General features: G+C 42.3%; 16 protein-coding genes and 1 pseudogene. 6 read left to right on the top strand and 11 right to left on the bottom strand.

Annotated features, from left to right (window positions below):
- Nucleotides 1–18 precede the first annotated feature (18 nt).
- Together N5O98_RS20720 and N5O98_RS20715 are read right to left on the bottom strand one after the other, a co-directional pair.
- Nucleotides 19–1,806 (bottom strand): RagB/SusD family nutrient uptake outer membrane protein, encoded by a 1,788-nt coding sequence (locus N5O98_RS20720; RefSeq protein ID WP_004299745.1) that lies wholly within the window; start codon nt 1,804–1,806, stop codon nt 19–21.
- Between the two features lie 10 nt (nt 1,807–1,816).
- Nucleotides 1,817–5,143, bottom strand: coding sequence for a SusC/RagA family TonB-linked outer membrane protein (locus tag N5O98_RS20715; protein WP_022198970.1), 3,327 nt, complete (start codon nt 5,141–5,143; stop codon nt 1,817–1,819).
- 257 nt (nt 5,144–5,400) lie between these two features.
- Here N5O98_RS20715 and N5O98_RS20710 point away from each other — a divergent pair, with 257 nt between their 5' ends.
- A complete protein-coding gene (locus tag N5O98_RS20710) occupies nt 5,401–9,336 on the top strand; it encodes a hybrid sensor histidine kinase/response regulator transcription factor (protein ID WP_022198971.1) in 3,936 nt (1,311 codons plus the stop codon).
- Nucleotides 9,337–9,369: 33 nt separating this feature from the next.
- On the opposite strand, the gene radC is transcribed toward N5O98_RS20710, so the two are convergent.
- Nucleotides 9,370–10,065, bottom strand: coding sequence for a RadC family protein (gene radC / locus N5O98_RS20705; RefSeq protein ID WP_004299741.1), 696 nt, complete (start codon nt 10,063–10,065; stop codon nt 9,370–9,372).
- Nucleotides 10,066–10,209: 144 nt separating this feature from the next.
- Here radC and N5O98_RS20700 point away from each other — a divergent pair, with 144 nt between their 5' ends.
- On the top strand, nt 10,210–12,225 hold the full coding sequence (locus N5O98_RS20700) for a family 20 glycosylhydrolase (protein WP_118161208.1): 2,016 nt from the start codon (nt 10,210–10,212) through the stop codon (nt 12,223–12,225).
- Between the two features lie 123 nt (nt 12,226–12,348).
- Here N5O98_RS20700 and N5O98_RS20695 read toward each other — a convergent pair whose 3' ends face one another.
- The 3 genes from N5O98_RS20695 to pta form a co-directional block, all read right to left on the bottom strand.
- Nucleotides 12,349–13,338 carry a glycosyltransferase gene (locus tag N5O98_RS20695; protein ID WP_004310643.1) on the bottom strand — a complete coding sequence of 330 codons (990 nt, stop codon included), beginning with the start codon at nt 13,336–13,338 and terminating at the stop codon, nt 12,349–12,351.
- 101 nt (nt 13,339–13,439) lie between these two features.
- Nucleotides 13,440–14,639, bottom strand: a complete 1,200-nt coding sequence (locus N5O98_RS20690; protein WP_004305054.1) for an acetate kinase — start codon at nt 14,637–14,639, stop codon at nt 13,440–13,442.
- A gap of 39 nt (nt 14,640–14,678) precedes the next feature.
- The gene (gene pta, locus N5O98_RS20685; RefSeq protein ID WP_004305055.1) at nt 14,679–15,698 is read right to left on the bottom strand and encodes a phosphate acetyltransferase; all 1,020 of its coding nucleotides are present in this window, start codon (nt 15,696–15,698) and stop codon (nt 14,679–14,681) included.
- A 196-nt stretch (nt 15,699–15,894) separates the two neighbouring features.
- Here pta and N5O98_RS20680 point away from each other — a divergent pair, with 196 nt between their 5' ends.
- From N5O98_RS20680 to N5O98_RS20665, 4 genes are read left to right on the top strand one after another with little or no spacing between them, the layout of a single operon-like run.
- Nucleotides 15,895–16,338 (top strand): CidA/LrgA family protein, encoded by a 444-nt coding sequence (locus tag N5O98_RS20680; protein WP_004305056.1) that lies wholly within the window; start codon nt 15,895–15,897, stop codon nt 16,336–16,338.
- Complete coding sequence (locus N5O98_RS20675; RefSeq protein WP_004305057.1) at nt 16,335–17,030, top strand: LrgB family protein; 696 nt, start codon at nt 16,335–16,337, stop codon at nt 17,028–17,030. The genes N5O98_RS20680 and N5O98_RS20675 overlap by 4 nt, the downstream gene beginning before the upstream one ends.
- Nucleotides 17,031–17,086: 56 nt before the next feature.
- Entirely contained in the window at nt 17,087–18,004 is a 918-nt protein-coding gene (locus N5O98_RS20670) for a DUF2156 domain-containing protein (protein ID WP_004305058.1), read from the top strand.
- A 13-nt stretch (nt 18,005–18,017) separates the two neighbouring features.
- On the top strand, nt 18,018–19,034 hold the full coding sequence (locus N5O98_RS20665) for a GNAT family N-acetyltransferase (protein ID WP_004305059.1): 1,017 nt from the start codon (nt 18,018–18,020) through the stop codon (nt 19,032–19,034).
- Nucleotides 19,035–19,125: 91 nt separating this feature from the next.
- On the opposite strand, the gene N5O98_RS20660 is transcribed toward N5O98_RS20665, so the two are convergent.
- From N5O98_RS20660 to N5O98_RS20640, 5 genes and pseudogenes are all read right to left on the bottom strand, one after another.
- Nucleotides 19,126–20,259, bottom strand: coding sequence for a glycoside hydrolase family 88/105 protein (locus N5O98_RS20660; protein WP_004309679.1), 1,134 nt, complete (start codon nt 20,257–20,259; stop codon nt 19,126–19,128).
- A gap of 4 nt (nt 20,260–20,263) precedes the next feature.
- Nucleotides 20,264–21,559, bottom strand: a complete 1,296-nt coding sequence (locus tag N5O98_RS20655) for a BNR repeat-containing protein (RefSeq protein WP_004322201.1) — start codon at nt 21,557–21,559, stop codon at nt 20,264–20,266.
- Between the two features lie 9 nt (nt 21,560–21,568).
- Complete coding sequence (locus N5O98_RS20650) at nt 21,569–22,609, bottom strand: glycoside hydrolase family 43 protein (protein ID WP_022198972.1); 1,041 nt, start codon at nt 22,607–22,609, stop codon at nt 21,569–21,571.
- A gap of 222 nt (nt 22,610–22,831) precedes the next feature.
- Nucleotides 22,832–24,565: a BNR repeat-containing protein gene (locus N5O98_RS20645; protein ID WP_004309676.1), complete on the bottom strand. Its 1,734-nt coding sequence runs from the start codon at nt 24,563–24,565 to the stop codon at nt 22,832–22,834.
- Nucleotides 24,566–24,594: 29 nt separating this feature from the next.
- Nucleotides 24,595–24,705, bottom strand: a pseudogene (locus tag N5O98_RS20640) (IS30 family transposase); the annotation flags it as partial.

The following is a 24,705-nucleotide window of genomic DNA, read 5'->3' as shown; positions in this document are numbered from 1 at the left end:
TTATATCATTATTAATGATTACCATTTCGGGTTTTGTTTCAACTTTTTGTTCAATTCCAATTCTGAAGGAGGGATCGGTAACAGATAATCCCTATCTGCATGGAATTGATATCCGCTTGGCAGAGTCCCGGCCATCGGATCCGCCCATTTGTTATCATCAAGGGTCAGACGCTCTCTGATTCTTTTCTGATTATCCGGACTGTAAGATTTGAATAAAATAGATTCATCACCTACATAAGCACCTTTACCACGCTTTCCGACAATCAGTTTATCGGCTTTCCAACGCATGAGATCATCCAGCCGGAAACCTTGCAAAGCAAGTTCAGAACGGCGTTCACGACGGATTTCCTGTAAAACAGGAGTCAATGTATAACCGAAATCGGTGAAATTAGCATCCTTTGCCGGTGCCAGATATTTCACTCCTGCACGTTCACGAAGCGCTTTCAATGTCTTATTCGCTATATCATCGCTCCACATTTCCAGTTCAGCAGCAGCTTCTGCATAAGCCAAAAGACCTTCGGCATAACGAATAATAGGTAAAGCAGTCTCACCATTACCACTTACAAAGGTGGTATCTATTCCCAAACGGATGTGATAACCCGTCAAAGAACGTGTGTTTCCATCTCCTGCCAATTTAGGAGGACTAATAGTATTCTTCTTCTCATCCGTATATTCTTCCAGATGCATTGGGGTCGCAGTAGTGGCAGAAGCAAATTTGGCACCTTCATTCATCACCGTTTGAATCAATCTAGGGTCACGGCCTTCAAATGTTTCCTTAAAATCCTTAAATTTCTCATTTGTCGGATCAATAAATGTTCCATCGGCATTCAGATAATTATCCACCAGGCTTTGAGTAATTCCGGCAGCTCCTTCCGAGTCGACAACACCTGCCTTCAGATTACCGTTGACATCATGAAAGACTCCTTCATCACTCGAATATTTCCTCCACAATAGCACTTCGCCCATTCCTGACAAATCTTTGCTATTGAACAATGCCGCAAAAGCATCTCCCGGATTTTGCCCGGTTTTATACAGATCAATGCCACAACCGAACAGTTCATTTCCCCAGTTAATAACTTCACCCAAGAAATAATTTGATTCGTTAGTGGAAGATGCAAAATCATCGCTGCTGTGATACTTTTCCCAAGTTCCTTCATACAACGCCACATTCATTGCCAAAACCATGGCAGCTTCTTTATTGATACGAATTCCGGAATATTTACCGCGCGAATGCAACAGATTCTTCGCCTCAACCAAATCACTCAAAATAAATCGGGCTACCTCATTACGTGTCTTTGCGGGAATCTGTAATCCTGCGATTGTCGCATTCTCATCCCAAAAAGCATCCATTACCGGAATAGAACCGAATTTCTTCAATAAATCGAAATGCCAATAGGCACGTAAAAAGTAAGCCTCCCCTTTCAACGACAGTACATCTTCGTTTTCCTGTGCTTCGGGTACTTTATAATTATGGAAAAAATAGTTCACTTTACGCAGGTTCTGATAACCAGTCTGCCAATCGGAAGCTCCGCTAAACTGGTTATTCTGTCCATGCAAACGGGCATCATACTTTTCTGCAATAATATTGTCACTATTCTTTTCTTCACTGCGAACTCCCAAACCGAACTTACTAAAAGACGGCAACGTCATATATAGTCCGTTAATATAGTTTTCAACCTGTATGGCACCTGTCAGAAAATTACCGGCTTCCGGCTTGGTTATCGGTTCTCTATCCAGAAAATCTGAACAGGATGAAAATGGTAATATTGAAGCGGCTACAAAAGCCATTATATATATTCTTTTCATATCTTATGGTTTAAAAGGTAAATTCAATACCAAATACGTAGTTTTTATTCAACGGATATACCTTTCCGTTACCATTTTGCTTCATTGGGGAAGTCAATCCCGGAGCAGTTTCGTTACTACCCCCAGCCCATGTATTTACCTGATTCAAGGTTTCAGGATCGAATACGTCCGGCAAATTGTCAATCGTGAAGAGATTATCACAAGTGAAATACACTTTCAAGTTCTCCAATCCCATCTTCTTAACCAGTTTAGGCTGGAAGTTATAAGAAATCATCAAGTTTTTGAGTCGCATATAAGCTGCGTTCAATAAATAACGTGAAGTGTTGTAACCTACGTTCGCATTATATTCAGGACTGTCGGGTTTTGTCAGACGCGGCAGGTAAGCCCCCGGGTTGTACACATTATAATAATCCAAATGTTCTTTAAAGAAGTTGGAATCACCGCTAAACAGATAAGTACTTGCAGCCATCGGGAAATCACGTTTCATGACTCCCTGGAACAATGCGGAAACTTCAAAACCTTTATAACCGGCATGTAAGTTCAGACCGAAGGAGTAACGAGGAGTCGTATTACCGATAATTTTCAAATCACCGTGATCTTTCAATGTACCCGAACCCGGATCAATTTTACCATCACCGTTCGAATCGATATATTTCAAATCACCACGTTGCCAATCCTTATTCGGTTTGAAGAAAGACATGTCTACTTCTCTCAGATATTCATCCACTTCCTGGTTGGTGAGAAACAGATCATTTGCTTCATATCCCCAGATTTCACCTAAATCCATTCCCTGGTAATAACCTTTGTTACGAACCAGACCGGTGTGGTTGTTATAAATCAATCCTTCCGGATTATTGTATTTGGTTACCACTGCTTTGTAGTCAAAGATATTGAAACCGATTCCATAACTGAAACCATTCTTCAGCTGGTCAGACCAGTTAACCGACAATTCCCATCCACGGTTACGTAGTGTTGCATTATTTACTTTAGCACGTTGGTCAACAGCAATACCGCCAATATCAGGAATTGCTTCAGCCGGGCCAATCATGTCTTTGGTCGTACGTTGGTAAATATCCGCCGTAATCGTCAAACGATTGTTAAGCAAAGTCAGGTCGAAACCTAAGTTGGCATTATCCACTTTTTCCCATGTAATGTACGGGCTTACCATAGAAGGTGTTAAAGCGACTGTACCACGTACCGGAGTAGCCGAAGTGACACCGGAAAGCAACCATGCATTTGAATAGTCCGGTCTCAATGTCATGAAGTTCAGATAATCATATAGTCCGGCTCCATTCTGATTGCCTAAACGTCCGTAAGACAAACGCACTTTCAACTGTGAAACAGGCAAGCTCCATTGCTTGAAGTAGTCGGTACGGGCAATGTCATAACCGGCAGAGAAAGAAGGGAAAAATCCCCAACGATTGCCGGAAGCGAAACGTGACGAACCATCATAACGTCCGCTAAATTCCAGAAAATAGACATTCTGGTAGTTCCAGTTCAAACGGGTATAGAATCCCATGGTTGCCCAATGGTCACGCGCTTCACTATTATAGGCTTTTCCGTTTGCATTGTCAAAAGAGAATGTATCATCGCTCATCACTCCGTCTTTATACGCATACATGCTTGAGTTTTGCTGCACTTCCATCTGGAAACCGGCCATTGCCTTAAAGAAATGGTCACCCCATTGATTCGTATATGAAGACGACACACTGGGAGACAAATAATAGTTGAATTGATTTCCACGAGTCATTGATCCCCACAAAGAATTCGAATATTCGATACCGGGATAAGAATATCCCTGCCGGGGAGCGGTAACATCCTCTATGGTTCCGTCGGGCCGTGTGGTACGGGGCTGCTTCTGCAAGAATTCATCATTCTGCACATCAAAACGAACTTTCATCTCTCCGATAATGTCCCAGCCTTTCAGAGGCGTAACAGTAGCTGCAAAAGTCATGGCATCAGAAATGCGGTTCTGCGAATAGCCCACATTGTCCAGATACAAAGCTTCATTCCATGAAGGAAGATTATAAAGCCCGGAAATAGGAACTTCAGTCACCATATTAGGCTGCGAACGAGCTATCTGATGATAAAGAATAGACATATCGGGGAGCGGGCGGGAAATCAGATTCAACGTGATATTGTTATTGAAGTTAAACTTCAACCAGTCATTCGGCTTGATCTGAAATTTGGTATTCACGTTGTATTTATCCAGAGAGTCTTCTACACGATCCAGCAAACCACCCTGGTAAGTATAACCCAGACCGACATAATAAGTCACTTTGTCCGATCCACCGGAGATACTTAGATTGTGTGAATGACGCAAAGATTTGTTTTTATAGAAATAATCAAACCAGTCGGTATTGGCATACTGCGATTCACCGCCACGCCAACCGGTATTCTCCTGATTGGCGGTAATACCGGGCAGACCTTCACCATAGGGGTTCTGCAAAAACTGATTCATCAAATCAATAGTCTCCTGTGAGAAGTATGGAGACTCACCAATTGCCGAACGGTACGCATTTTTATAATTGGCAAACTCTACAGAGTTCATCATCTCGGGCATGTTGATAGGTGCACTCATACCCACAGAACCGCGATAAGTCACCCGGGCTTTATCCTGTTTACCGCTCTTGGTCGTTACTAACACCACACCATACGCAGCACGAGCACCATACACGGCTGCTGCAGAAGCATCTTTCAATACACTGATACTTTCTATATCGGCAGGATTTACATTCTGCAAGCTCTGTTCCACACCATCCACCAATACATAAGGCTCTCCACCATTAATAGAACCGATACCGCGAATATTAAATTTGATTTCTCCGCCAACTTCACCACCGGTACCGCTTTCAGAAGCATCCGAAGCAAAGTTCAAACCAGCCACATTACCTTGTAAGGCGCTGGTTACATCCGTCACAGGACGGGTAGCGATTGCATCCGCATTAACTGTTGCTACAGCCGCTGTAATAGTATTACGTTTCTGTGTTCCCATACCGACTACCACCACTTCATCTAAAGTTTTGGAGTCTTCCTTCATCACGAACCGATTTCCTGTTAGCTTAGTGATTTTCACTTCCAAAGGAGCATAGCCCACATAGTTGACAGTTATCGTTGTACCTACTTTACCGTTAATTTTAAAGTTTCCATCCAAATCGGTAATGGTACCATCAGTAGAACCTTTCACCATAACGGTTGCTCCGATTACGGACTCGCCACGTTCGTCTACCACCTTACCAGTGATAGTGCCCTGTTGAGCAAAGAGCTCCACAGGGAAGAACAGTAAAAGCATTGAAAAGAGACACACCAGTTGCATCCTAATCTGCATTTTCTTCATAACATTATATTAAAGTTAATACTAAAAGTTTTTTTGAGTTCCATTTGCCAATAGCCCACACTATCCGGCATTGAAATACACCACAAAAATAGATTGATTGGCAGAATGGCGAGTTCATAAAATCGCCAAAATGTTTCCAAAAACATCCATATTCCGTTTTTGAACGTCTTTGTGGCGGTTTTTGGAAATATTTCTTTTGTTTTAGCGGAATTAATCATACTTTTGTTTCACTAATCTCCCCTTAATAATCTTGACTGATGAAAAAAAGTATTTGGATAAAACACTTTTTCTGCTTACTGGCTTTTCTTATCGTAGGCACATTTCCAGCAATAAGTATAGGTAACCATTACGACTTTAAACTGATTGGTTCCCAAAACGGAATGCCGTCTATCATCAGCTGTATCTATACCGAACAAAAGGGATTCATCTGGATCGGTACTCCGACAGGACTAATCAGATTTGATGGAACGGAACTCAAAAAGTACACCGCACAACCTGATAATGAAAATTCCCTGCCTAACGACAGTATCCTGCAAATTATTGAAGATAATCAGCAGACAACCTGGATACTGACCACCACAGGAATCGCCCGTTATTCTCTTATTCACGACAACTTCTTTATCCCCAAACTAAATAATCAGCCCATCATTGCCAAATCGATCTGCAAAATAGCAGACGGGCTTCTGTTCGGAGGGATCAACAAGATATATAAATATTCTTATGCCACCAACACGATTTCTCTCATACGGGAATTCAAGACCGACGAGCCGTTCATTATACGATCCATACAAATGTGGAAACCCGATACCATATTGTGTCTAAGCTGGCAACAGGGAATACTGCAAATGAACCTCAAGAATTTCGAGATAACCCCATTTCCTTTCCAATACGGGAACGACAACGTAGGAATCATCATAGACTCCCAACAAAGAATATGGCTGTCAACCTACAACAATGGCGTCAAGTGTTTCTCCGCCCAGGGAAAATTGATAGCCAGCTATACCACTCAAAACTCCCGTTTGAGCAGTGACATCGTATTGTGCATGACCGAATTCAAACAAAAAATATGGATGGGAACAGACGGGGGAGGTATCAATATCCTCGATCCCACAACCGGCAATATTACCGTACTCGAACATATCTCCGGAGATAATCATTCCCTTCCCACAAATACAATACTCTGCCTGCATAGCGACTCTGCCGGAAATATATGGGCGGGAAGTAAACGTGAAGGGGTTATCAACATTCGTGAAGTATCCATGAGAACTTACACTAATGTTGTGTTAGGGCACAACAAAGGATTAAGTCAAAGTACGGTATTACAACTATATCAGGAACCGGCTTCCGAAGAACTCTGGATCGCTACGGACGGAGGAGGTATCAATAAATTCATTCCTTCTACAGAAACATTTGTGCACTATCCCGACACTTGGGGAGACAAGATGGTCTCCATCACCAGCTTCACACCCAACGAATTGTTAGTATCTGCCTTTTCCAAAGGTATCTTCATATTCGATAAAAAGACAGGAAAGAAGCGTCCTTTCGCTATTATGAGCCCTTCATTAGAGCATCACATCCGCTATAGCGGACAGCCAATCAACTTATACCGGGATACTCCCAATTCGATCTTAATATTAAGTTCGCCTCCTTACCGCTACCATACTTCCACCCGGCAACTCACTCCTGTCCCTTGTGCCAAAGAAGTGAAAATAAAAGGCTTGTTGAGTTCCATTGGATATGATTCCACTGCCATTTACCTGAACGATCCTTATAATATATATAGACTGGATCGTAAAAAAGACACAGTGGAGATATTTGCAAGTGCTCCACAGGGATTCTTCAATGCTGTATCCAGGGATGACAAGGGCGTATTCTGGATTGCAGGCACCCGTGGCCTGTACACCTATCACCCTGATACCCGCAAATTCGAAAGAATTCCTACCACCTTATTTAATGAAGTAAATACCGTGTTATGCGACAATAAAGGAAAAGTGTGGATAGGAGCTGAACAGAAACTCTTTATATGGCTCACCGATACCAAACGTTTTGTATGGTTCGGAGAAGCGGATGGAATTTCCCCCAATGAATACTTGGCCGAGCCCCGTCTCATTTCCCCCAAAGGCAACATCTATATGGGAGGTGTAAAAGGCTTACTATGTATCAATGCAGACACTCAAATAGAAAAGAGTAGTGACTCTCCGGAAATACGCCTTGCCGAACTGACTATAAACGGAGAGAACAGGATGTATCAGCTCAATCAAGACAAGATATCCATCCCCTGGAACAGTAAAAACATTAAGATCCGTGTCATGACTTATGGTGCGGACATTCTCCGGCTCAAAGTCTATCATTTCCAAATGGGAGACCTTAAAACCGAAGGCTACAACCCTGAATTGATGATCCCATCTCTTGCTCCGGGAAGTTATCCCATCATGGTGAGCTGTAACACACAGGAAGGAAATGAAACAACTCCCCAGTTTCTTTTCACATTAAACGTACTGCCACCCTGGTACAGAAGCTGGTGGTTCGTTTCTCTCTGCATCATTGCTTGCATAGGCATTGTGGTACAAATTGTTTTCGTTCTGCTTCGACGCAAAGAAAACAAGATGAAATGGATGATGAAAGAACACGAGCAGAATGTGTATGAAGAAAAAGTTCGTTTTCTGATTAATATCAGCCATGAACTGCGAACTCCGCTCACACTCATATATGCCCCGCTAAGCCGCATATTAAAGACACTTCCTTCTACAGATGCCATTTATCCACCGTTGAAGAATATACATAAACAGGCTCAACGGATGAAAGATCTTATCAACATGGTGCTGGACGTACGTAAGATGGAAGTAGGAGAAACCAAGTTGAAACTCCAAGCCTATCCATTTAACTCATGGATAAAGGAGATTGGTGCCGATTTTACGGACGAGGGAGCTGCCCAGGAAGTGCAAATAGATTATCAGCTCGACGACAGCATAAAAGAGGTGGTATTTGACAAGGGTATGTGTACAATCGTAGTCACAAACTTATTGACGAACGCACTGAAACACAGTCCTAAAAACACAACCGTCACTATCCGTACCAGCAAAAATGACTCATACGTCCGTGTTTCCGTTTTGGATCAGGGAGAAGGTATGCAAGAGGAAGACATGGAGAAAGTATTCATCCGTTTCTATCAAGGCAAGCAGGAAATTGGCGGTAGCGGAGTCGGACTTTCATACGCCAAGATGCTGGTGGAATTGCATAAAGGTAAAATCGGAGCCATGAACAACGAAGCGGGAGGAGCCACTTTCTTCTTCGACTTACCTTTGGGATTGGAGTCGGGCGAAGTCATCTGCCAGCCGAAACCTTACATCAATGAATTGATTACACCGGACGTAGATCATGAGATCAACGCTCCCGAGACACTCGACTTCTCTACGCAGAATTACACAGTGCTATTGGTAGACGACAATCATAACCTGACAGATTTCCTCTCCAAAGAATTGAAATCCTTATTCAAAGCAATTTATATAGCACATGATGGCCGGGAAGCTTTCGAAATAGCGCAAAAGCAAGTTCCGGATATTATAGTGAGCGATGTGATGATGCCGGTTATGAATGGATACGAACTGTGCAAAGCGGTAAAAGAGAATATCGGCATCAGTCATATTCCTGTGATTCTGCTCACGGCACGCAATGATGAACAGAGCCGACTGTATGGGTATAAAATCGGGGCGGACGCTTATCTGGGAAAACCTTTTGAGATAGACACTCTTGTTAAGATTATACAGAACCGGCTATACAACCGGGAGCAAACGAAAGAGCACTATCAACATATAGGCAACTTCCCTCAACCGCTGGAGAGTACTTTCAGCCAGGCGGATGAAACGTTCTTGTTAAAGTTTAACAAGCTCATTTCCGAGAATATCAGCAATCCGTCTTTAGATATTCCTTTTATCTGCAGAGAGATCGGAATGAGTAAAACATCTCTTTACAACAAGTTGAAGGCTATCACCGATATGGGGGCAAATGACTATATCAACAAATTCAGGTTGGAGCAAGCCATTACTCTGATAAAAACCACCGATCTGACATTTACTGAAATATCAGATCAGATAGGTTTCACTACTTTACGTTATTTCAGTACTGCATTCAAACAGTACACAGGCTTGACGCCCACGCAGTATAAAAATGAATGCAGGAGTGAGAATAAATAAGATATTCTCACTTAAATAAGGTAGTATTACTAATTAGAGTAGGCCCTCATCTGCAAAGCTGAAAAATCCGTCTTCACAAACGATGACGTGATCTATCAGACGGATATTCATCGTTTCCGCCGCTTTATGGATATGCTCTGTCAAACTCCTGTCCGGTTGGCTGGGATGAATATTTCCCGAAGGATGGTTATGCACCACCGCGATTTGTGTAGCTCTTTGCAGCAATGCTTCCCGGAGAATGGTGCGCACATCGGTATAAGTTCCGTCTATGCCACCAGTACTTATACGTACCTTATCAATTAGTTTGGTTGCCTGGTTCAATAGGAGCACCCAGAATTCTTCCTGTTCCAAGTCACACATGATCGGTTGGAAAATATCATAGATATCTTTTGAGCAAGTGATTCGAAGTCTCTCTTTGGTTTCTTGCAGCTTTCTTCGTTTGCCTAATTCCAAGGCTGCCATCACTGTAATGCTCTTTGCGGGTCCCATACCTTTGAAAGAGGAATAGTCACACACTTCCCATTTTGCCAATGAATTCAGATTGTTATCACAAGACAGGAGCAGGCGTCTCATCAATTCGACAGCACTTTCTTCCGTATTTCCGGAGCCAATCAATATAGCGAGTAGTTCGGCATCACTCAATGCGGCTGCTCCCTTCTCCATCATTTTTTCCCGTGGGCGGTCTTCCAGTGCCCACTGGTTGATGGATAGTTTGTGTTTACTTTCCATTATTAATCAAATTAAGTCACAAAGATACTCCTATATAACTGAAAAAATGAATTTTGGAAGCTATAAGTCTATTTTTAGAATCCCTTTACTTCCAAATATCGTAGTTTTGCGCTATCAAGATTAATATATAAACATCTAATAAATATGAAAAAGAGAATAAGCATCTTATCCATCTTACTACTATTAGGAATAACAGTATACGCTCAAACGGATATCCCGCAGGTGATTCCCTCCTTACAACATTGGAATGGGGCAAAAGGCAAACTGACACTACCGGAAACAGGAAAGATTATAATCGCTCCGGAAGCAGAAAGCCTGTTGAAAGAAACTGCGGAAATAATGGCAAAAGACTTAAAAGATATGTTCGGCTGGAATTATCAGGTAACCTCCGGAAAACCGAAAAATCATTCTATCTATCTGTCAGTGAAAAAATCGCCTTCATCATTGGGAGAAGAAAGCTATGAACTGGATATACGCAACCATGTAACCATCGAAGCCTCCACCGTAAAAGGAGTATTCTGGGGAACTCGCACACTGTTGCAAATGATCCATAACCAGCCTTTTGGACTCATGAAAGGAAAAGCATTGGATTATCCGCAGTATGCTCACCGCGGACTGATGATTGACGTAGCCAGGAAATTTTTCACAATGGACTATTTGCAGGATTACGTAAAAATTCTCTCGTTCTATAAAATGAATGAACTGCAAATACATCTGAATGATAATGGTTTCGTTGAGTTTTTCGATAATGACTGGAACAAAACATACGCCGCCTTCAGATTGGAAAGCGACCGTTTTCCGGGACTCACATCCAAAGATGGTTCCTACACCAAAGAAGAATTCCGCAACTTCCAGCAAATGGCCGCACGATATGGAATCAATATCATCCCAGAAATTGATGTTCCGGCACACTCACTCGCTTTCACTCATTACAATCCGATACTGGCAGCCGACAAAAAAGAATATGGTATGGATCATCTCGACCTCTATAAAAAAGAGGTATATGATTTCCTTGATACTTTGTTTGACGAATATCTCTCGGGAGATCACCCGATATTTGTCGGACCGGACGTACATATCGGCACTGATGAGTACAACCTCAAAGAAGCGGAACAATTCCGCTATTTCACTGAATACTATCTGAAGTATATCACCAAATATGGAAAAAATCCGCGATTATGGGGAAGTCTGAAACACATGAAAGGAAATACCCCCGTAAATCTGAAAGGAAAAACGGTCAATGCATGGAATTATAGCTGGCTAGACTTAGAAACCGCACTGCAGGAAGGAGCCAAAGCGATTAATACATGCGATGCATTTCTATATATCGTACCAGCCGTGAATTACTACCATAACTTTCTGGATCATCAATGGATATATGAGAGTTGGTCACCACGAATGATGCAAGAGGGAGAAATGATAGAGCAGTCTACTAATTTATTAGGAGCCATGTTTGCTGTATGGAACGACCGTGTCGGAAATGGAATCAGCCAACAGGATGTACATATACGCACCTTTCCTGCCATGCAGGTTATGAGCGAGAAACTTTGGAAAGGAGAAAACACAAGAAACATACCGTTTGAAACCTTCGAAACGTGGTGCAGGACAACACCGGAAGCACCGGGCGTAAATCTACAGGCCAGCATAGATGACAGAAAAGACCTAACGCTTTCCGGCCAGGAAATTATCCTGCAAGGTAACGACTCGGTTCTTACCTCTATACCCGAAATCGGTTATCCATATAGTGTGGAATTTGAAATCTACGCAGATCCAAAGCCCAATATCGATGCGGTCTTATTCAAAGGTCCCCATTCTGTTTTCACCGCGAACTGGCAAAATACGGGTAAATTCGCATTCTCGCGCGACGGCTATGAATTCATCTTCCATTCCTATCGTTTGCCTGTGGAAAAATGGACAAAGGTTCGTGTAGAGGGAGATGCCAAAGGGACCTCACTTTACATAAACGGAGAGCTACAAGAACGTTTGGAAGGACGAATCGGTGTAGTTTACAATCAGAAAAGCCTGCGTAAAGACAGCATTTGGTATCAGGAAACACTTATCTTCCCATTGAAACAGATAGGCGACAAATTGCTGGGGTTTAAGGGAAGAATAAGAAATGTGATTTGCACTCCACTAAATGAAAAAAGATATAGCCTATAAAAATTTCTTCGATTGCATCCATTACTTTTTTTCCATGAAAGTATAACTTGTCTGACACCCGGGTGTCAGACAACATTCCTTTTAAACAAAAATAGGAATGGTAATAGGCAAATAAAAAATGGATTACTTATAAAAATTCTTTTGGAAAGCCTCAAACTCATCCTTCCCTCTGATACAACGCTGCCACCATGCGCGCCAAAAGCCTGTACCATAGCCGATAAGCTGTATAAATGCGGCGGCAATGGAATAAACGCCAATAGACAGACTTTTATTCTGAATAGTAGAATCAATGCATACGAGTAATGCATAGAGAATGATAGGCGTGAAACTGAAGAGGCAGAAGGGGGTTCCTAATAATAGAAGCGCCACTCCCAATGTAAATACGGCTGGAAGCAAATGCACCAGTTTCAGAGAATCCGGATATTTCTTATAAAGATTAATACGGGCAATGCCGGAGTTATGCACCTGCTTGAAGAATTTTTTCAAGTCAGTCCGACGTTTATGATATACCCAGGCATCAGGAAAAAGACGACAAGTGTACCCATTCTTAAAGATACGGATACTGAAATCAATATCCTCCCCAAAACGCATCTTTGAAAAACCTCCCAAAGCCTCGTACACTCCCCGGCGAACTCCCATATTAAAACTACGGGGATAGAATTTGTCCATCTTCTTTTTTCCGCCACGGATACCTCCGGTCGTGAAGAAAGAGGTCATGGAATAGTTAATTGCCTTCTGAATATCAGTGAAAGAATCGTGTGCACGGTCGGGGCCACCAAAAGCATCGGCAGGAGAAGTGGTGAGCTCCTTCTCTACCGCATCGAAGTAGCCTTCGGGAAGGATGACATCAGAATCCAATATAATAAGGTATTCGCCTTCGCTACGTTCTGCTCCGTAATTACGGGTTTGTCCCGGACCGGAATTGGGTTTAGAGAAATATTTTATATTCAACCGATCTGCATACCGGTCTACTACTCCTTTACAGGGAATGGAAGAACCATCTTCAACAACAACAACCTCAAAACCCTTAAAGTGTTGTACAGTAAGACTTTGCAATAATTCATCCACTTCATCGGGACGATTATAAACGGGAATTATGACGGAGTAACGCATATCAAAAACGGGATATAACTATTTGATATGCAAAGTAAGACAAAAAAAAGATGGACTCGAAATCGAGTCCATCTTTTTTTTGTATATCAGCAATAAAATTATTACTTATTCAGGATATCCATTGTATCCGATGCGATCAACAGTTCTTCATCTGTTGGGATCACTACTACTTTCACTTTAGAAGCAGGAGTAGAAATGATTGCTTCTTCACCGCGAACCTTAGCATTTACTTCGTTATCAAGTTCGATACCCATGAATTCCATATCCTTACAAACTTCACGACGACATTCCATCTGGTTCTCACCTACACCACCAGTAAACAGGATAATATCCACACCGCCCAATGCAGCAGCATAAGCACCGATATATTTCTTAATACGGTAATAGTACATCTTCTCTGCAAGGATAGCTTTCTCATTGCCAGCCGCACAAGCAGCCAAGAGTTCACGCATATCGCTTGATACACCCGAAATGCCCAGTACACCGCTCTTCTTGTTCAACAGATTGGAAACACCGGTTGTGTTCAAGCCTTCTTTTTCCATGATAAATGTTACTGCACCGGCATCAATATCACCGCTACGAGTACCCATCATCAAGCCTTCCAATGGAGTCAAGCCCATAGTAGTATCCATACATTTACCATCTTTGATAGCAGCGATAGAACCACCGTTACCAATGTGGCAAGTGATAATTTTCTGTCCTACCGGATTTACACCCAAGAATTCACATACACGTTTTGACACATAACGATGAGAAGTTCCGTGGAAGCCATAACGACGTACACCATACTTTTCATACAGTTCGTGAGGAATAGCATACATGTAAGCATAATCCGGCATTGTCTGATGGAAAGCCGTATCGAATACACCTACCTGCGGAATGTTAGGAAGAATAGCAGAAACTGCATTTACCCCTTTCAAGTTAGCAGGATTGTGAAGCGGAGCCAAGTCATTGCAAGCAGCGAAAGCTTCCAGCACTTCCTTGTTCAGCAATACAGATTCGCTGAAACGCTCGCCTCCGTGTACCATACGGTGACCTACTGCATTGATCTCATCCAAAGATTTAATAGCGCCGTATTCAGGATTAATCAGCGTGTTCAGGATAAACTCTACTCCTACTGTATGTTCAGGAATATCTTTCTCCAATATTTTCTTTTCACCATTCGGCAAAGTAAGTTTCAAGAATGATCCTTTCAGACCGATTTTTTCGATACCACCTTGTGCAATCACCTCTTTGGTGGTCATATCGAACAATTTATATTTAATAGATGAACTTCCGCAGTTCAATACCAGAATCTTCATGTCGTTGTCGATTTATACTTAATAGTTTATATCTAATACTTATTTATTCGCTTTTGCTGCAATGGCCTGATTAGCTGTGATAGCAATCATGCGATATACATCTTCGATAGAACAACCACGAGACAAGTCGTTTACCGGACAGGCAATACCCTGAAGAATCGGACCAACAGCGTCAGCATGTCCCAGACGTTGAACTAATTTATAAGAAATATTACCAACTTCCAAACTTGGAACGATCAGCACATTTGCTTCTCCGGCTACTGGAGAACCCGGCGCTTTGCTAGCACCCACTTCCGGTACAAGAGCAGCGTCAGCCTGCATTTCACCATCCAAATCAAGAGTAGGAGCCATCTCTTTTGCAATCTTAGTAGCTTCTACCACTTTATCCACTACTTCGTGTTTAGCGGAACCCTTGGTTGAAAAGCTCAACAGAGCTACTTTCGGATTTTCAATACCGGCAACGGCTTTCGCAGTCTGCGCAGTACAAATAGCAATCTGTGCCAGCTGATTAGCGTCCGGAACCGGAGTTACAGCAACGTCACCCATGACCAAAATGCCATTCTTTCCGTATTCAGGAGCATGAGTCAAAAGCAACATAGCACCAGACACGCAAGTGATTCCCGGCGCAGTCTTGATAATCTGCAAAGCAGGACGCAATACATTACCAGTAGTGTTACGGGCACCAGCCAACTGACCGTCAGCATCACCGCTCTTAATCATTAAACAACCAAAGAATAAAGGATCATTCGTTAACTTGCGGGCTTCTTCGATAGTCATCCCCTTCTTTTTACGAAGTTCACACAACAACTGCGCATATTCTTCGTGTTTCGGAGAAGTTTCAGGATCAATGATAGTAGCTTTACCGATGTTTCCCAATCCCCATTTTGCAGCAAGTTCATTAATTTCTGCCGGTTTACCCAGTAAAATTAGATCGGCTACTTCGTCTGTCAAAATCATATTGGCAGCTTTCAATGTGCGTTCTTCAGTTCCTTCCGGAAGAACAATACGTTGGCGATTTGCTTTCGCACGCGCCACGATTTGGTTGATTAAATTGAGCATAGATATATTGAATATTATTATAAAACGTCCTTACAATTTGTAATTTGCGGTGCAAAAGTACTCAATTTTGCAATATCCACATTACAATTTCGCCTATTTTTCTCTTCCAAGTCTAAAATATTGTAATATTTAACACTGTACTCCTATTTTTCATACCTTTGCAGCGTTTTCAAACAAAATCAATAGGTTATTAGTTATGATACGTCAGTGCGCCATTTTATTTGGCTGTTTGGCTTTGGGTGAATTAATAGTTTATCTTACGGGTATCAAGCTCCCCTCCAGCATCATCGGTATGCTGCTGCTCACCCTCTTTTTAAAATTAGGTTGGATTAAGTTACACTGGGTACAGGGATTGTCCGACTTTCTGGTTGCCAACTTAGGATTCTTTTTCGTTCCGCCCGGTGTGGCTCTTATGCTATACTTTGATGTCATTGCGGCAGAGTTCTGGCCGATAGTGACAGCGACCATTATCAGCACCGCGCTTGTACTTGTCGTTACGGGATGGGTACATCAAATCGTCCGCAAGTTCAGGCTGGCACGTCAGATTAAGCTGGCGCGCAAACTTCACCTGACGGATTTCCATCTGTCGGAGAAACTGCACCTTAAAGATAAAATCAACTTAACGAATAAAGACAAATGAGCTTCTTAGAGAATAATTTCTTCCTGTTGGCTATCACCTTCGGGATTTTCTTCTTTGCCAAATTGCTTCAGAAGAAAACAGGACTGGTATTATTAAATCCTATATTGCTGACCATCGCCCTATTAATCATCTTCCTTAAAATGACAAATATCTCATACGAGACCTATAATAAAGGAGGACATTTGATCGAGTTCTGGCTCCGCCCGGCTGTTGTTGCTTTAGGCGTACCTTTATATCTTCAATTGGAAATGATAAAAAAGCAGTTACTGCCTATCCTTCTGTCTCAACTGGCAGGCTGCATTGTCGGAGTTATTTCAGTAGTGCTGATTGCGAAGTTCATGGGAGCTTCCCAAGAAGTAATCCTGTCTCTGGCTCCCAAATCGGTTACGACTCCGATTGCGATGGAAGTAACCAAAGCCATTGGCGGTATTCCGTCACTGACGGCGGCAGTTGTTGTGGCAGTAGGTTTATTAGGAGCGATCTGTGGTTTTAAGACCATGAAAATCATGCGTGTAGGCAGTCCGATCGCCCAAGGGCTTTCGATGGGGACAGCCGCTCATGCTGTCGGAACTTCCACCGCAATGGATATCAGCAGCAAATATGGAGCATACGCCAGTCTGGGACTGACACTGAATGGAATCTTCACCGCACTGCTCACACCTACAATCCTTCGATTATTAGGTGTCTTGTAAAAACAAAATCTCTTGATTTTCCGTTATATAAAGAGTTAAACGCAAAAAGCAATTTTATGATTCCATTTAAAGATATCACATTAGCAGACAAAGACACAATCACCTCATTCACGATGAAAAGTGATCGCCGCAATTGCGATCTTTCATTCTCCAATCTTTGCAGTTGGAGGTTCTTATATGACACTCAATTCGCAGTGGTCGACAACTTTTTGGTATTCAAGTTCTGGGCGGGAGAACAACTTGCTTATATGATGCCCGTAGGCACAGGAGATTTGAAAGCAGTATTGTGGGAACTGATAGAAGATGCCCGCAAAGAGAACCAGCATTTCTGTATGCTGGGAGTGTGCAGCAATATGCGCGCTGATCTCGAAGCTATCCTTCCGGAACAGTTCACTTTCACAGAAGACCGCGACTATGCGGATTATATTTATTTGAGAAGTGATCTATCTACGCTGAAAGGGAAGAAATTCCAAGCGAAAAGAAATCATATCAACCGGTTCCGCAACACTTATCCGGATTACGAATACACACCGATTACCCCGGACCGTATTCAGGAATGTCTGGATCTGGAAGCAGAGTGGTGTAAAGTGAATAACTGTGACCAACAGGAGGGGACAGGCAACGAACGTCGCGCCCTGATTTATGCTCTCCACAACTTCGAGGCACTCGGACTGACGGGAGGTATCTTGCATGTGAACGGTAAAATTGTCGCATTCACATTCGGTATGCCTATCAATCATGAAACATTCGGCGTACATGTAGAAAAAGCGGATACCAGTATTGAAGGTGCGTATGCCATGATTAATTATGAATTTGCCAACCGGATTCCCGAACAATATATCTATATCAACCGGGAAGAGGATTTAGGTATTGAGGGTTTACGCAAAGCCAAACTGTCTTACCAGCCGGCAACGATTCTGGAAAAATATATGGCTTGCCTCAAAGAGCATCCCATGAATATGGTAAAATGGTAAATCCATTATAAATATGATGATAAAGGAGCAAGTAAAAGCATTGTGGAAAATCTGTTTTGACGATAGTGAAGAATTCGTTGAAATGTACTTCAGACTGCGCTATAAAACAGAGGTGAATGTCGCCATCCAAAGTGGCGATGAGGTAATCTCTGCGCTTCAGATGCTTCCTTATCCGATGACTTTTGGTGGAGAGACTGTACAGACCTCCTATATTTCAGGAGCCTGTACGCATCCCGATTTCCGAAGCAAAGGGGTCATGCGCGAGCTTTTATCACAGTCTTTCGCCCGGATGTTACGGAATGGAGTACACTTCAGCACATTAATACCGGCAGAACCCTGGTTGTTTGATTATTATGCCCGTATGGGATATGCTTCGGTATTCAAGTATTCAACTAAAGAGATCGTTTTGCCCGAGTTTATCCCTTCTAAAGAGATAGCGGTCAGTGTTGTTTCAGAATTTCAGGAGGAGGTCTATTCCTATTTGAATAAGAAGCTTTCCGAACGGGCTTGCTGTATTCAGCACACATCGGAAGACTTTCAGGTTATTATGACCGATCTTGCCATTAGTGGAGGTTATTTATTTGTAGCCAGACAGGAAAACGAAATCAAAGGAATAACCATTATATATAAAGGAGACAAACATATCATTATCAATGAGCTTTGCGCTGAAAATAAAGATGTGGAATATAGCCTGTTGTATGCTATCCGGCAACACACCGGATATAAGTGCATGGTTCAAATCTTGCCTCCCGAAGAGAAACAGCCTCAACATCCGCTAGGCATGGCACGTATCATCAATGCCAAAGAAGTGCTGCAAATCTATGCCGCAGCTTTTCCCGAAGATGAAATGCAGTTGGAATTATCGGATAAACAATTATCTGTCAATAACGGTTATTATTACCTGTGTAAAGGGAAGTGCATGTATAGTACCGAGCGACTGCCCGGTACGCATATACAGATGAATATTAGCGAATTAACCAATAGAATACTTCAGCCGTTAAAGCCATATATGAGCTTGATGCTGAATTAAATTTTAGGCACGGCTTACACGGATTACGCTGTTGACTTATATTAAGGCATGCCTCTAAGAGCTGCGAAACCCGTGTAATCCGTGCCTGTATTTATTTATTCAAATAACGAACCCGTTCGCAGGCTGCCAATAGAAACGCACCTACTCCAAAATTCGAAGTGGAGTTTGCGTCTACCACCTGACCGGGTATCGCTTTCTCACCAATCGGTTGCACATAACCAATCTTGCCATCAGGCTGCAAAGCAACTGTTGAGAGATATTTCCATGCTTTTTCAACCACCGGCTGATATTCTGCAGCATCTAGGAAACCGTTATTGATTCCCCATTGTAAACCATAGGTAAAGAAAGCCGTTCCACTGGTTTCCGGTCCCGGTGCATGCAATGGATCGAGCATACTGCGTGTCCAGTAACCTTCCGGCTGTTGACAAGCAGCAACCGACTTAGCCAGGGTACGGAAACGATCTATATATTCCGGACGATACTTATCTGTTTCAGGAAGTTCTTTCAAGACTTTTGCCAATCCGGCCAATACCCAGCCGTCTCCACGTGCCCAAAAATCCTTTTTGCCGTTCACACTTTTGTGTTTAGGATACACGTATTTTCCATCCCGGTAATAAAGTCCGGCCTCTTCATCATACATAATACTATCAGCATAGGCGAGGTATTCATGCAGTTTCTCCAAATAGAGCGGATTCTTAGTAATGTTATACATCTTTGTCATGACCGGCATGACCATATATAAGCCATCTGCCCACCACCAATAATCATGATTGGGGGTACTCATCTGATATTCCATCACTTCGCGGGCACGGGCTATTTTCTGTGTATCCGGTTCCATATTATAGAGATCGGCATACGTCTGAAAACAAATCTGATAGTCACCGAAAAGCACATAATCATCACTTTCACCGTAACTGTACTTCCAGTTTTCCTTATGATCTGATTTTGCCCCTTTCCATTCATTATGTTCCGCCCAGGCTTTCGAGTATTCCAAATACTCCGGCTGCTTAGTCAAAAAATAAGCTTCCATATTTCCGGTGTGATAGGCGGCATTATCCCAAAAAGAACGTCCGTGTTCCGGATGATTCGTCTGCCAATAATTATTCACTTTATGAATAGTGTTTATCACTTCTTCAGCAGAAGCATCCTTCTTATCCGTACAACTTGCACAGATTGCACCGCCTAGAAAGAGTGCAGAAAAAAGAGTTACATATAGTTTCTTCATATCTTTATTTATTTGTATCCATATTCGTTTCCAATACATATATCATTTGAGGCTCAATTTCCGCTGTGCGTTCACCGTCTCCCTGACGGGTGTGTTGTACAAAGAGATGCAGTTTCCGCTGCTTTTTCCAAAGTTCCGTATCATGAGAGGGTTCCCAGGCATCCACCGAAAAATCCGTCAGATCCGTTATCGTCCACTTACTCGTACCCACATCAGTCGCATGTGCCATCGACACACGGCTTCCCCGTTCTTCGTCACGGAAAATATAAAAGACTTCTCCACCTTCTACCACAATACGCGGACGGGCAATAGGGATCATTTTCGTACCTCCACCCTTCAAGGTAAAAGGTGTCTGGCGATCGGTTATCTGCCGTTGATGCCACATCTTCCCGTCATTCCAGACGATGCGGTATTGAGGAACATCACTGTCGGATTCCCGCCAATAAGTAGCTATATACGGATTTCCTCCTGCATCAGCACTCATGCTCGTCTGATTAATCAACTCACAGTTTTGAGGTAAACGACAGGCATACTCCGCATTGGACAATTTGATCGGGAGTTCATATCGTTCTCCACTCGTCTTATACCAAGTTACCCCATTATCAAAAGAACGGGCATAACAAATATCATGGTTTGTTTCCACATGCCAGGTCTCGCGCCATACCCATGAAAGATGAATCGTCCCTTTCTCATCAACATATAACTGCCAATAGGCATTCCGTTTATTTTCTCCGTCGATCAGTATATCCTGCACACGAGTCCATTTGTGTTCTTTCAGCGAATAACGGTTCATTACCAGATTTCCACGACCCGAAGAACCGGAGCGGTAAACAAACAATAAATCTCCTCCGGATAAAGGATAGAACTCCGGATAGGTGACATTTCCTTCGTCAACTCCGGTCATGGGCATTTTATCCCCCAGTTCCAAAGAACCGGGAGCAATGCTCCGGCAGTAATTCAATGGATGTCCGTGATGGTCAAAAGATACGTGCATGTATCCTTCTCCATCTATCATCATACTAATTATATTATGAGCATCCTTCACATTTCCCTGATATTGGGTGCGATGTAATGTCCATTGTTCCGAATCCAGTTTCCGCTTTCCAAGTACCAGATAGCCATCGTTATCGTAATAACTGATATATTGTTCATCACCGTGTGTAACCAGCGAATTATTCCGAAAGACCGTCGTATTGACCGAAGTACAGCTATACCCCTTTCCCACTTCAACCAAATGCTGGGAACAGGCAATAACGGGAACGAGCATTATTCCGCAAAGTAGTAGCAGTATCCGTTTCATATTTATTTTTTATTTGTCAAAGATAGAAAGGTTCCATTTTTCATGCCAAGGGATAGTTATTTTCCCATCTTTTACCAACACAGGCAGCCATACATAACGGGAATCTTCCAAATCCTTCTTCTTCCAACGGTCGAACATGGCAATATATGCATTCTTCTTTCCGACAACAGGCTGGACATAAGTACTCTGGGCATAAAACGTTTTATCCGCATCCGGTCCCGTACAAGGATTTCCGATTGTCTTCCATGTTCCCATAATAGAATCGGCTACTGCGATCTCGGCTATATTAGGATCCCAGCCAGTACAACCGGAACTCAACATATAATATTTACCATTATATTTAAATACTGCCGGAGCCTCTCTCGATTCTTTTACGAAATTGCGTGTAAAACGTCCGCTCGGTTTCAGATAATCATCAGTCAGAAGACTGATATACATCGTTTCATTATTTTCTGAAGAATAAAACTGATAAGCACGTCCATCATCATCCACAAAAACAGTCTGATCGCGGCTCATCGCATTGTTCGGACGAAAACTTCCCTGATAAACGAACGGACCGACAGGAGAATCGGAAACTGCCACTCCGGCACAAGCCTTACTGTAATCAGCACTTTCCACATGGGCCCACATTACAAATTTGCCCGTTTTCTTATTATAAACCACTTTCGGACGTTCCAATACTTTGGAGGGATGCAGGTCATGATTCGGATCGTCTTTAACTGCCGGAAGTACAATACCCTCAAATTTCCAATTCAGCAAGTCTTTAGAAGAGTAACAACCTACTCCGGTCACATCCGTACGATAACACTCCCACGTAGCCCAGTCAGGCAAAATGGTTTTCCCTTTCTTGTATTCGCCATACCAATAGTAAGTACCATCGTGATAAAGAAGGCCGCCACCATGGGCATTGATCGGATTTCCATCCGTATCTTTCCAAACTTCACCGGGGATAAACTCCGTATACTTCTGTGCATGCACTGATACAGGCAGTAATGATATACAAACCACCCCTAATAATATAAACTTAATTATTCCACAATGTCTATTCATATTCATGATATTAAATAAGATTTCTTGTCTACAAAGATAGATGATACATAAAATATAAAGGTCTACTTATATGTCAAAAAAGGGCTAAAAACAATCATTCTCTATTAAATGTATGATATTATGGAGAATTTGTACTTCGAACTTAGTCCTCATTTATTATATAATACGATATAAACGAGGATTCCACTTATTAGCCCACTCCATAAAAGAGTTCGCTCGCTTTCAATCAAAGTCAATTCTCTGATCGAGCAAGTCATTTATATATACACATAAAACACCTTTCTTATATTCCATCCTCAAACGAACCTCCCCATATTTCTGCGGAGTATACCACTTGCCACCGGTTCCACGAGCCTGTGTTTTCCAACAATCCGATGTTCCCAATACATTTGTGCTGGTATATACCTTCCCTTTATATCTGATTTCAGGTTTCATCGTTTCTCCGTTTAGATAATATTCCAGATCACCGAGTTGCAACAAGCAACCTTGATAATTATCTGCGCCAAGAGTAATCGTCTGTTCCAGCACAAAAGGTTTTTCAGGATCAAATCGTATTTCTTTGCCGGATGCCGCTATCATCTTCTTCTTTTTTCTATCGGGGAATCCTTTGAAGTCGCAGGCTATTCCTGTAGAATAGCCTTGTGGATGTTGTAAACTGACAATCCAATCATAATAGTTGCCATACATCCAAGTCAGCCGCAATGGGGTACCCTCTGAAGCCGGTATCATATAAGGACGGACATTATTCAGTTGCGAGTCTTTTGTGACTGCCTCCTTAGAAATAACCTCTCCATCTTCACTCATGATAAATCTTACAATCTCATACACCTTACCATATTTTCCCTCTACCGGTAATGAGCAATATACCTCATTAACATTCGACGGATCGATAGCCATACCGGCACTATAACACTTTTCTAAATTCGGCGTCTGATGAAAATGTCCACCGGCATTAATAAGAAAAGTCTTTTTCCACTCGTGTCCGTTCCATTTTGCATAGTAATAATCATGAGATTCTTTATTATCGCTGATATGTACCATTGCTATCACCGGATTTCCGTTCCTGTCCGAAGCTATTTGCCATACCCAGTCACGTTCAGAAGGATTATCCACTACCGTAGACGGGTATTGTTTCGCATAATCACCTGTCTTGTTCACCTTAAATGTGCCGTCGGCAATAGTAGAAAGTACGGTTCCCCTGACATCAGTCAACTGCAATGTTTTGATATCGATATAATTAAAATAAAGGAAGTTGGGAAGTTCATTATCCGGATGTCCCGTGGTGTAAGTCAAATAAATCTTATCTTTCCCGTTAGACATGTATTTCGCATACGGACGGGCGCCGGTAGATTGTACGATTTGATACGGTCCCCATACTACATCCACCTCATCTTTGCCGTCCGGTAATGAAAGCTTGGCAATAGTCGGATGCCAACCGATTCCACGCCAGCATAAATAAATATGTTCAGGATCATCCGACAGAATAAACGGAGAAGGATAAGTCGTATTATTTTTTGTTTCAATCCTCTTTTCTTCACCTAAAGTAGTAATATCCCCCGGTATTCGGGAGACTCTGTAATAAAAACAAGGTTCATCCGTATGTCTTGAATAGAAAATCATGATTCTTTCATCGGGCAATACAAGAAAAGTGGGATTGTTATGATCGTCCGGCTGAAAATACGAACGGATCAATACTTCTTCCTGTTCCTTCTTTTGAAAGTCATACTGCATCGCCTTTATATTACCATGAATATCGATGTAACCGATATATGTCTTATTTATAGTTCCCTCCTTGTTTTCATAATGCAAGGCTCTCGGATCGGCAAACCAACACCAAGCTCCTTCAGCTGCAACTTGATACCCGCCGCCAGTAGGATTATTTTCTGCATTTTGGGCATTCAAATGAAAGCTACACAGATATAAAACGACAAAAATCCAAACAATCTTCTCTTTCATGATAGCAATATGTTTCTTAATTGCTGAATTCAACTTGCAAATGCAACAGAATTCTGATTAATAATTTGTTTAAATTTTTCGTTTGGCGTGAGGTATCCAAGTCTTTTACGAGGTCGATTATTGAGTTTATTTTCAATCCA

Source organism: Bacteroides sp. LFL-34 (genome assembly GCF_027257075.1).
GTDB classification, from domain to species: Bacteria; Bacteroidota; Bacteroidia; order Bacteroidales; family Bacteroidaceae; genus Bacteroides; species Bacteroides ovatus.
This window is presented reverse-complemented; position numbering and strand designations above follow the sequence as displayed.

What these genes read in the sequence shown, in the direction of transcription:
- N5O98_RS20720 (WP_004299745.1), bottom strand. Translation starts at nt 1,806, where the DNA reads ATGAAAAGAATATATATAATGGCTTTTGTAGCCGCTTCAATATTACCA.
- N5O98_RS20715 (WP_022198970.1), bottom strand. Translation starts at nt 5,143, where the DNA reads ATGAAGAAAATGCAGATTAGGATGCAACTGGTGTGTCTCTTTTCAATG.
- N5O98_RS20710 (WP_022198971.1), top strand. Translation starts at nt 5,401, where the DNA reads ATGAAAAAAAGTATTTGGATAAAACACTTTTTCTGCTTACTGGCTTTT.
- radC (WP_004299741.1), bottom strand. Translation starts at nt 10,065, where the DNA reads ATGGAAAGTAAACACAAACTATCCATCAACCAGTGGGCACTGGAAGAC.
- N5O98_RS20700 (WP_118161208.1), top strand. Translation starts at nt 10,210, where the DNA reads ATGAAAAAGAGAATAAGCATCTTATCCATCTTACTACTATTAGGAATA.
- N5O98_RS20695 (WP_004310643.1), bottom strand. Translation starts at nt 13,338, where the DNA reads ATGCGTTACTCCGTCATAATTCCCGTTTATAATCGTCCCGATGAAGTG.
- N5O98_RS20690 (WP_004305054.1), bottom strand. Translation starts at nt 14,639, where the DNA reads ATGAAGATTCTGGTATTGAACTGCGGAAGTTCATCTATTAAATATAAA.
- pta (WP_004305055.1), bottom strand. Translation starts at nt 15,698, where the DNA reads ATGCTCAATTTAATCAACCAAATCGTGGCGCGTGCGAAAGCAAATCGC.
- N5O98_RS20680 (WP_004305056.1), top strand. Translation starts at nt 15,895, where the DNA reads ATGATACGTCAGTGCGCCATTTTATTTGGCTGTTTGGCTTTGGGTGAA.
- N5O98_RS20675 (WP_004305057.1), top strand. Translation starts at nt 16,335, where the DNA reads ATGAGCTTCTTAGAGAATAATTTCTTCCTGTTGGCTATCACCTTCGGG.
- N5O98_RS20670 (WP_004305058.1), top strand. Translation starts at nt 17,087, where the DNA reads ATGATTCCATTTAAAGATATCACATTAGCAGACAAAGACACAATCACC.
- N5O98_RS20665 (WP_004305059.1), top strand. Translation starts at nt 18,018, where the DNA reads ATGATGATAAAGGAGCAAGTAAAAGCATTGTGGAAAATCTGTTTTGAC.
- N5O98_RS20660 (WP_004309679.1), bottom strand. Translation starts at nt 20,259, where the DNA reads ATGAAGAAACTATATGTAACTCTTTTTTCTGCACTCTTTCTAGGCGGT.
- N5O98_RS20655 (WP_004322201.1), bottom strand. Translation starts at nt 21,559, where the DNA reads ATGAAACGGATACTGCTACTACTTTGCGGAATAATGCTCGTTCCCGTT.
- N5O98_RS20650 (WP_022198972.1), bottom strand. Translation starts at nt 22,609, where the DNA reads ATGAATAGACATTGTGGAATAATTAAGTTTATATTATTAGGGGTGGTT.
- N5O98_RS20645 (WP_004309676.1), bottom strand. Translation starts at nt 24,565, where the DNA reads ATGAAAGAGAAGATTGTTTGGATTTTTGTCGTTTTATATCTGTGTAGC.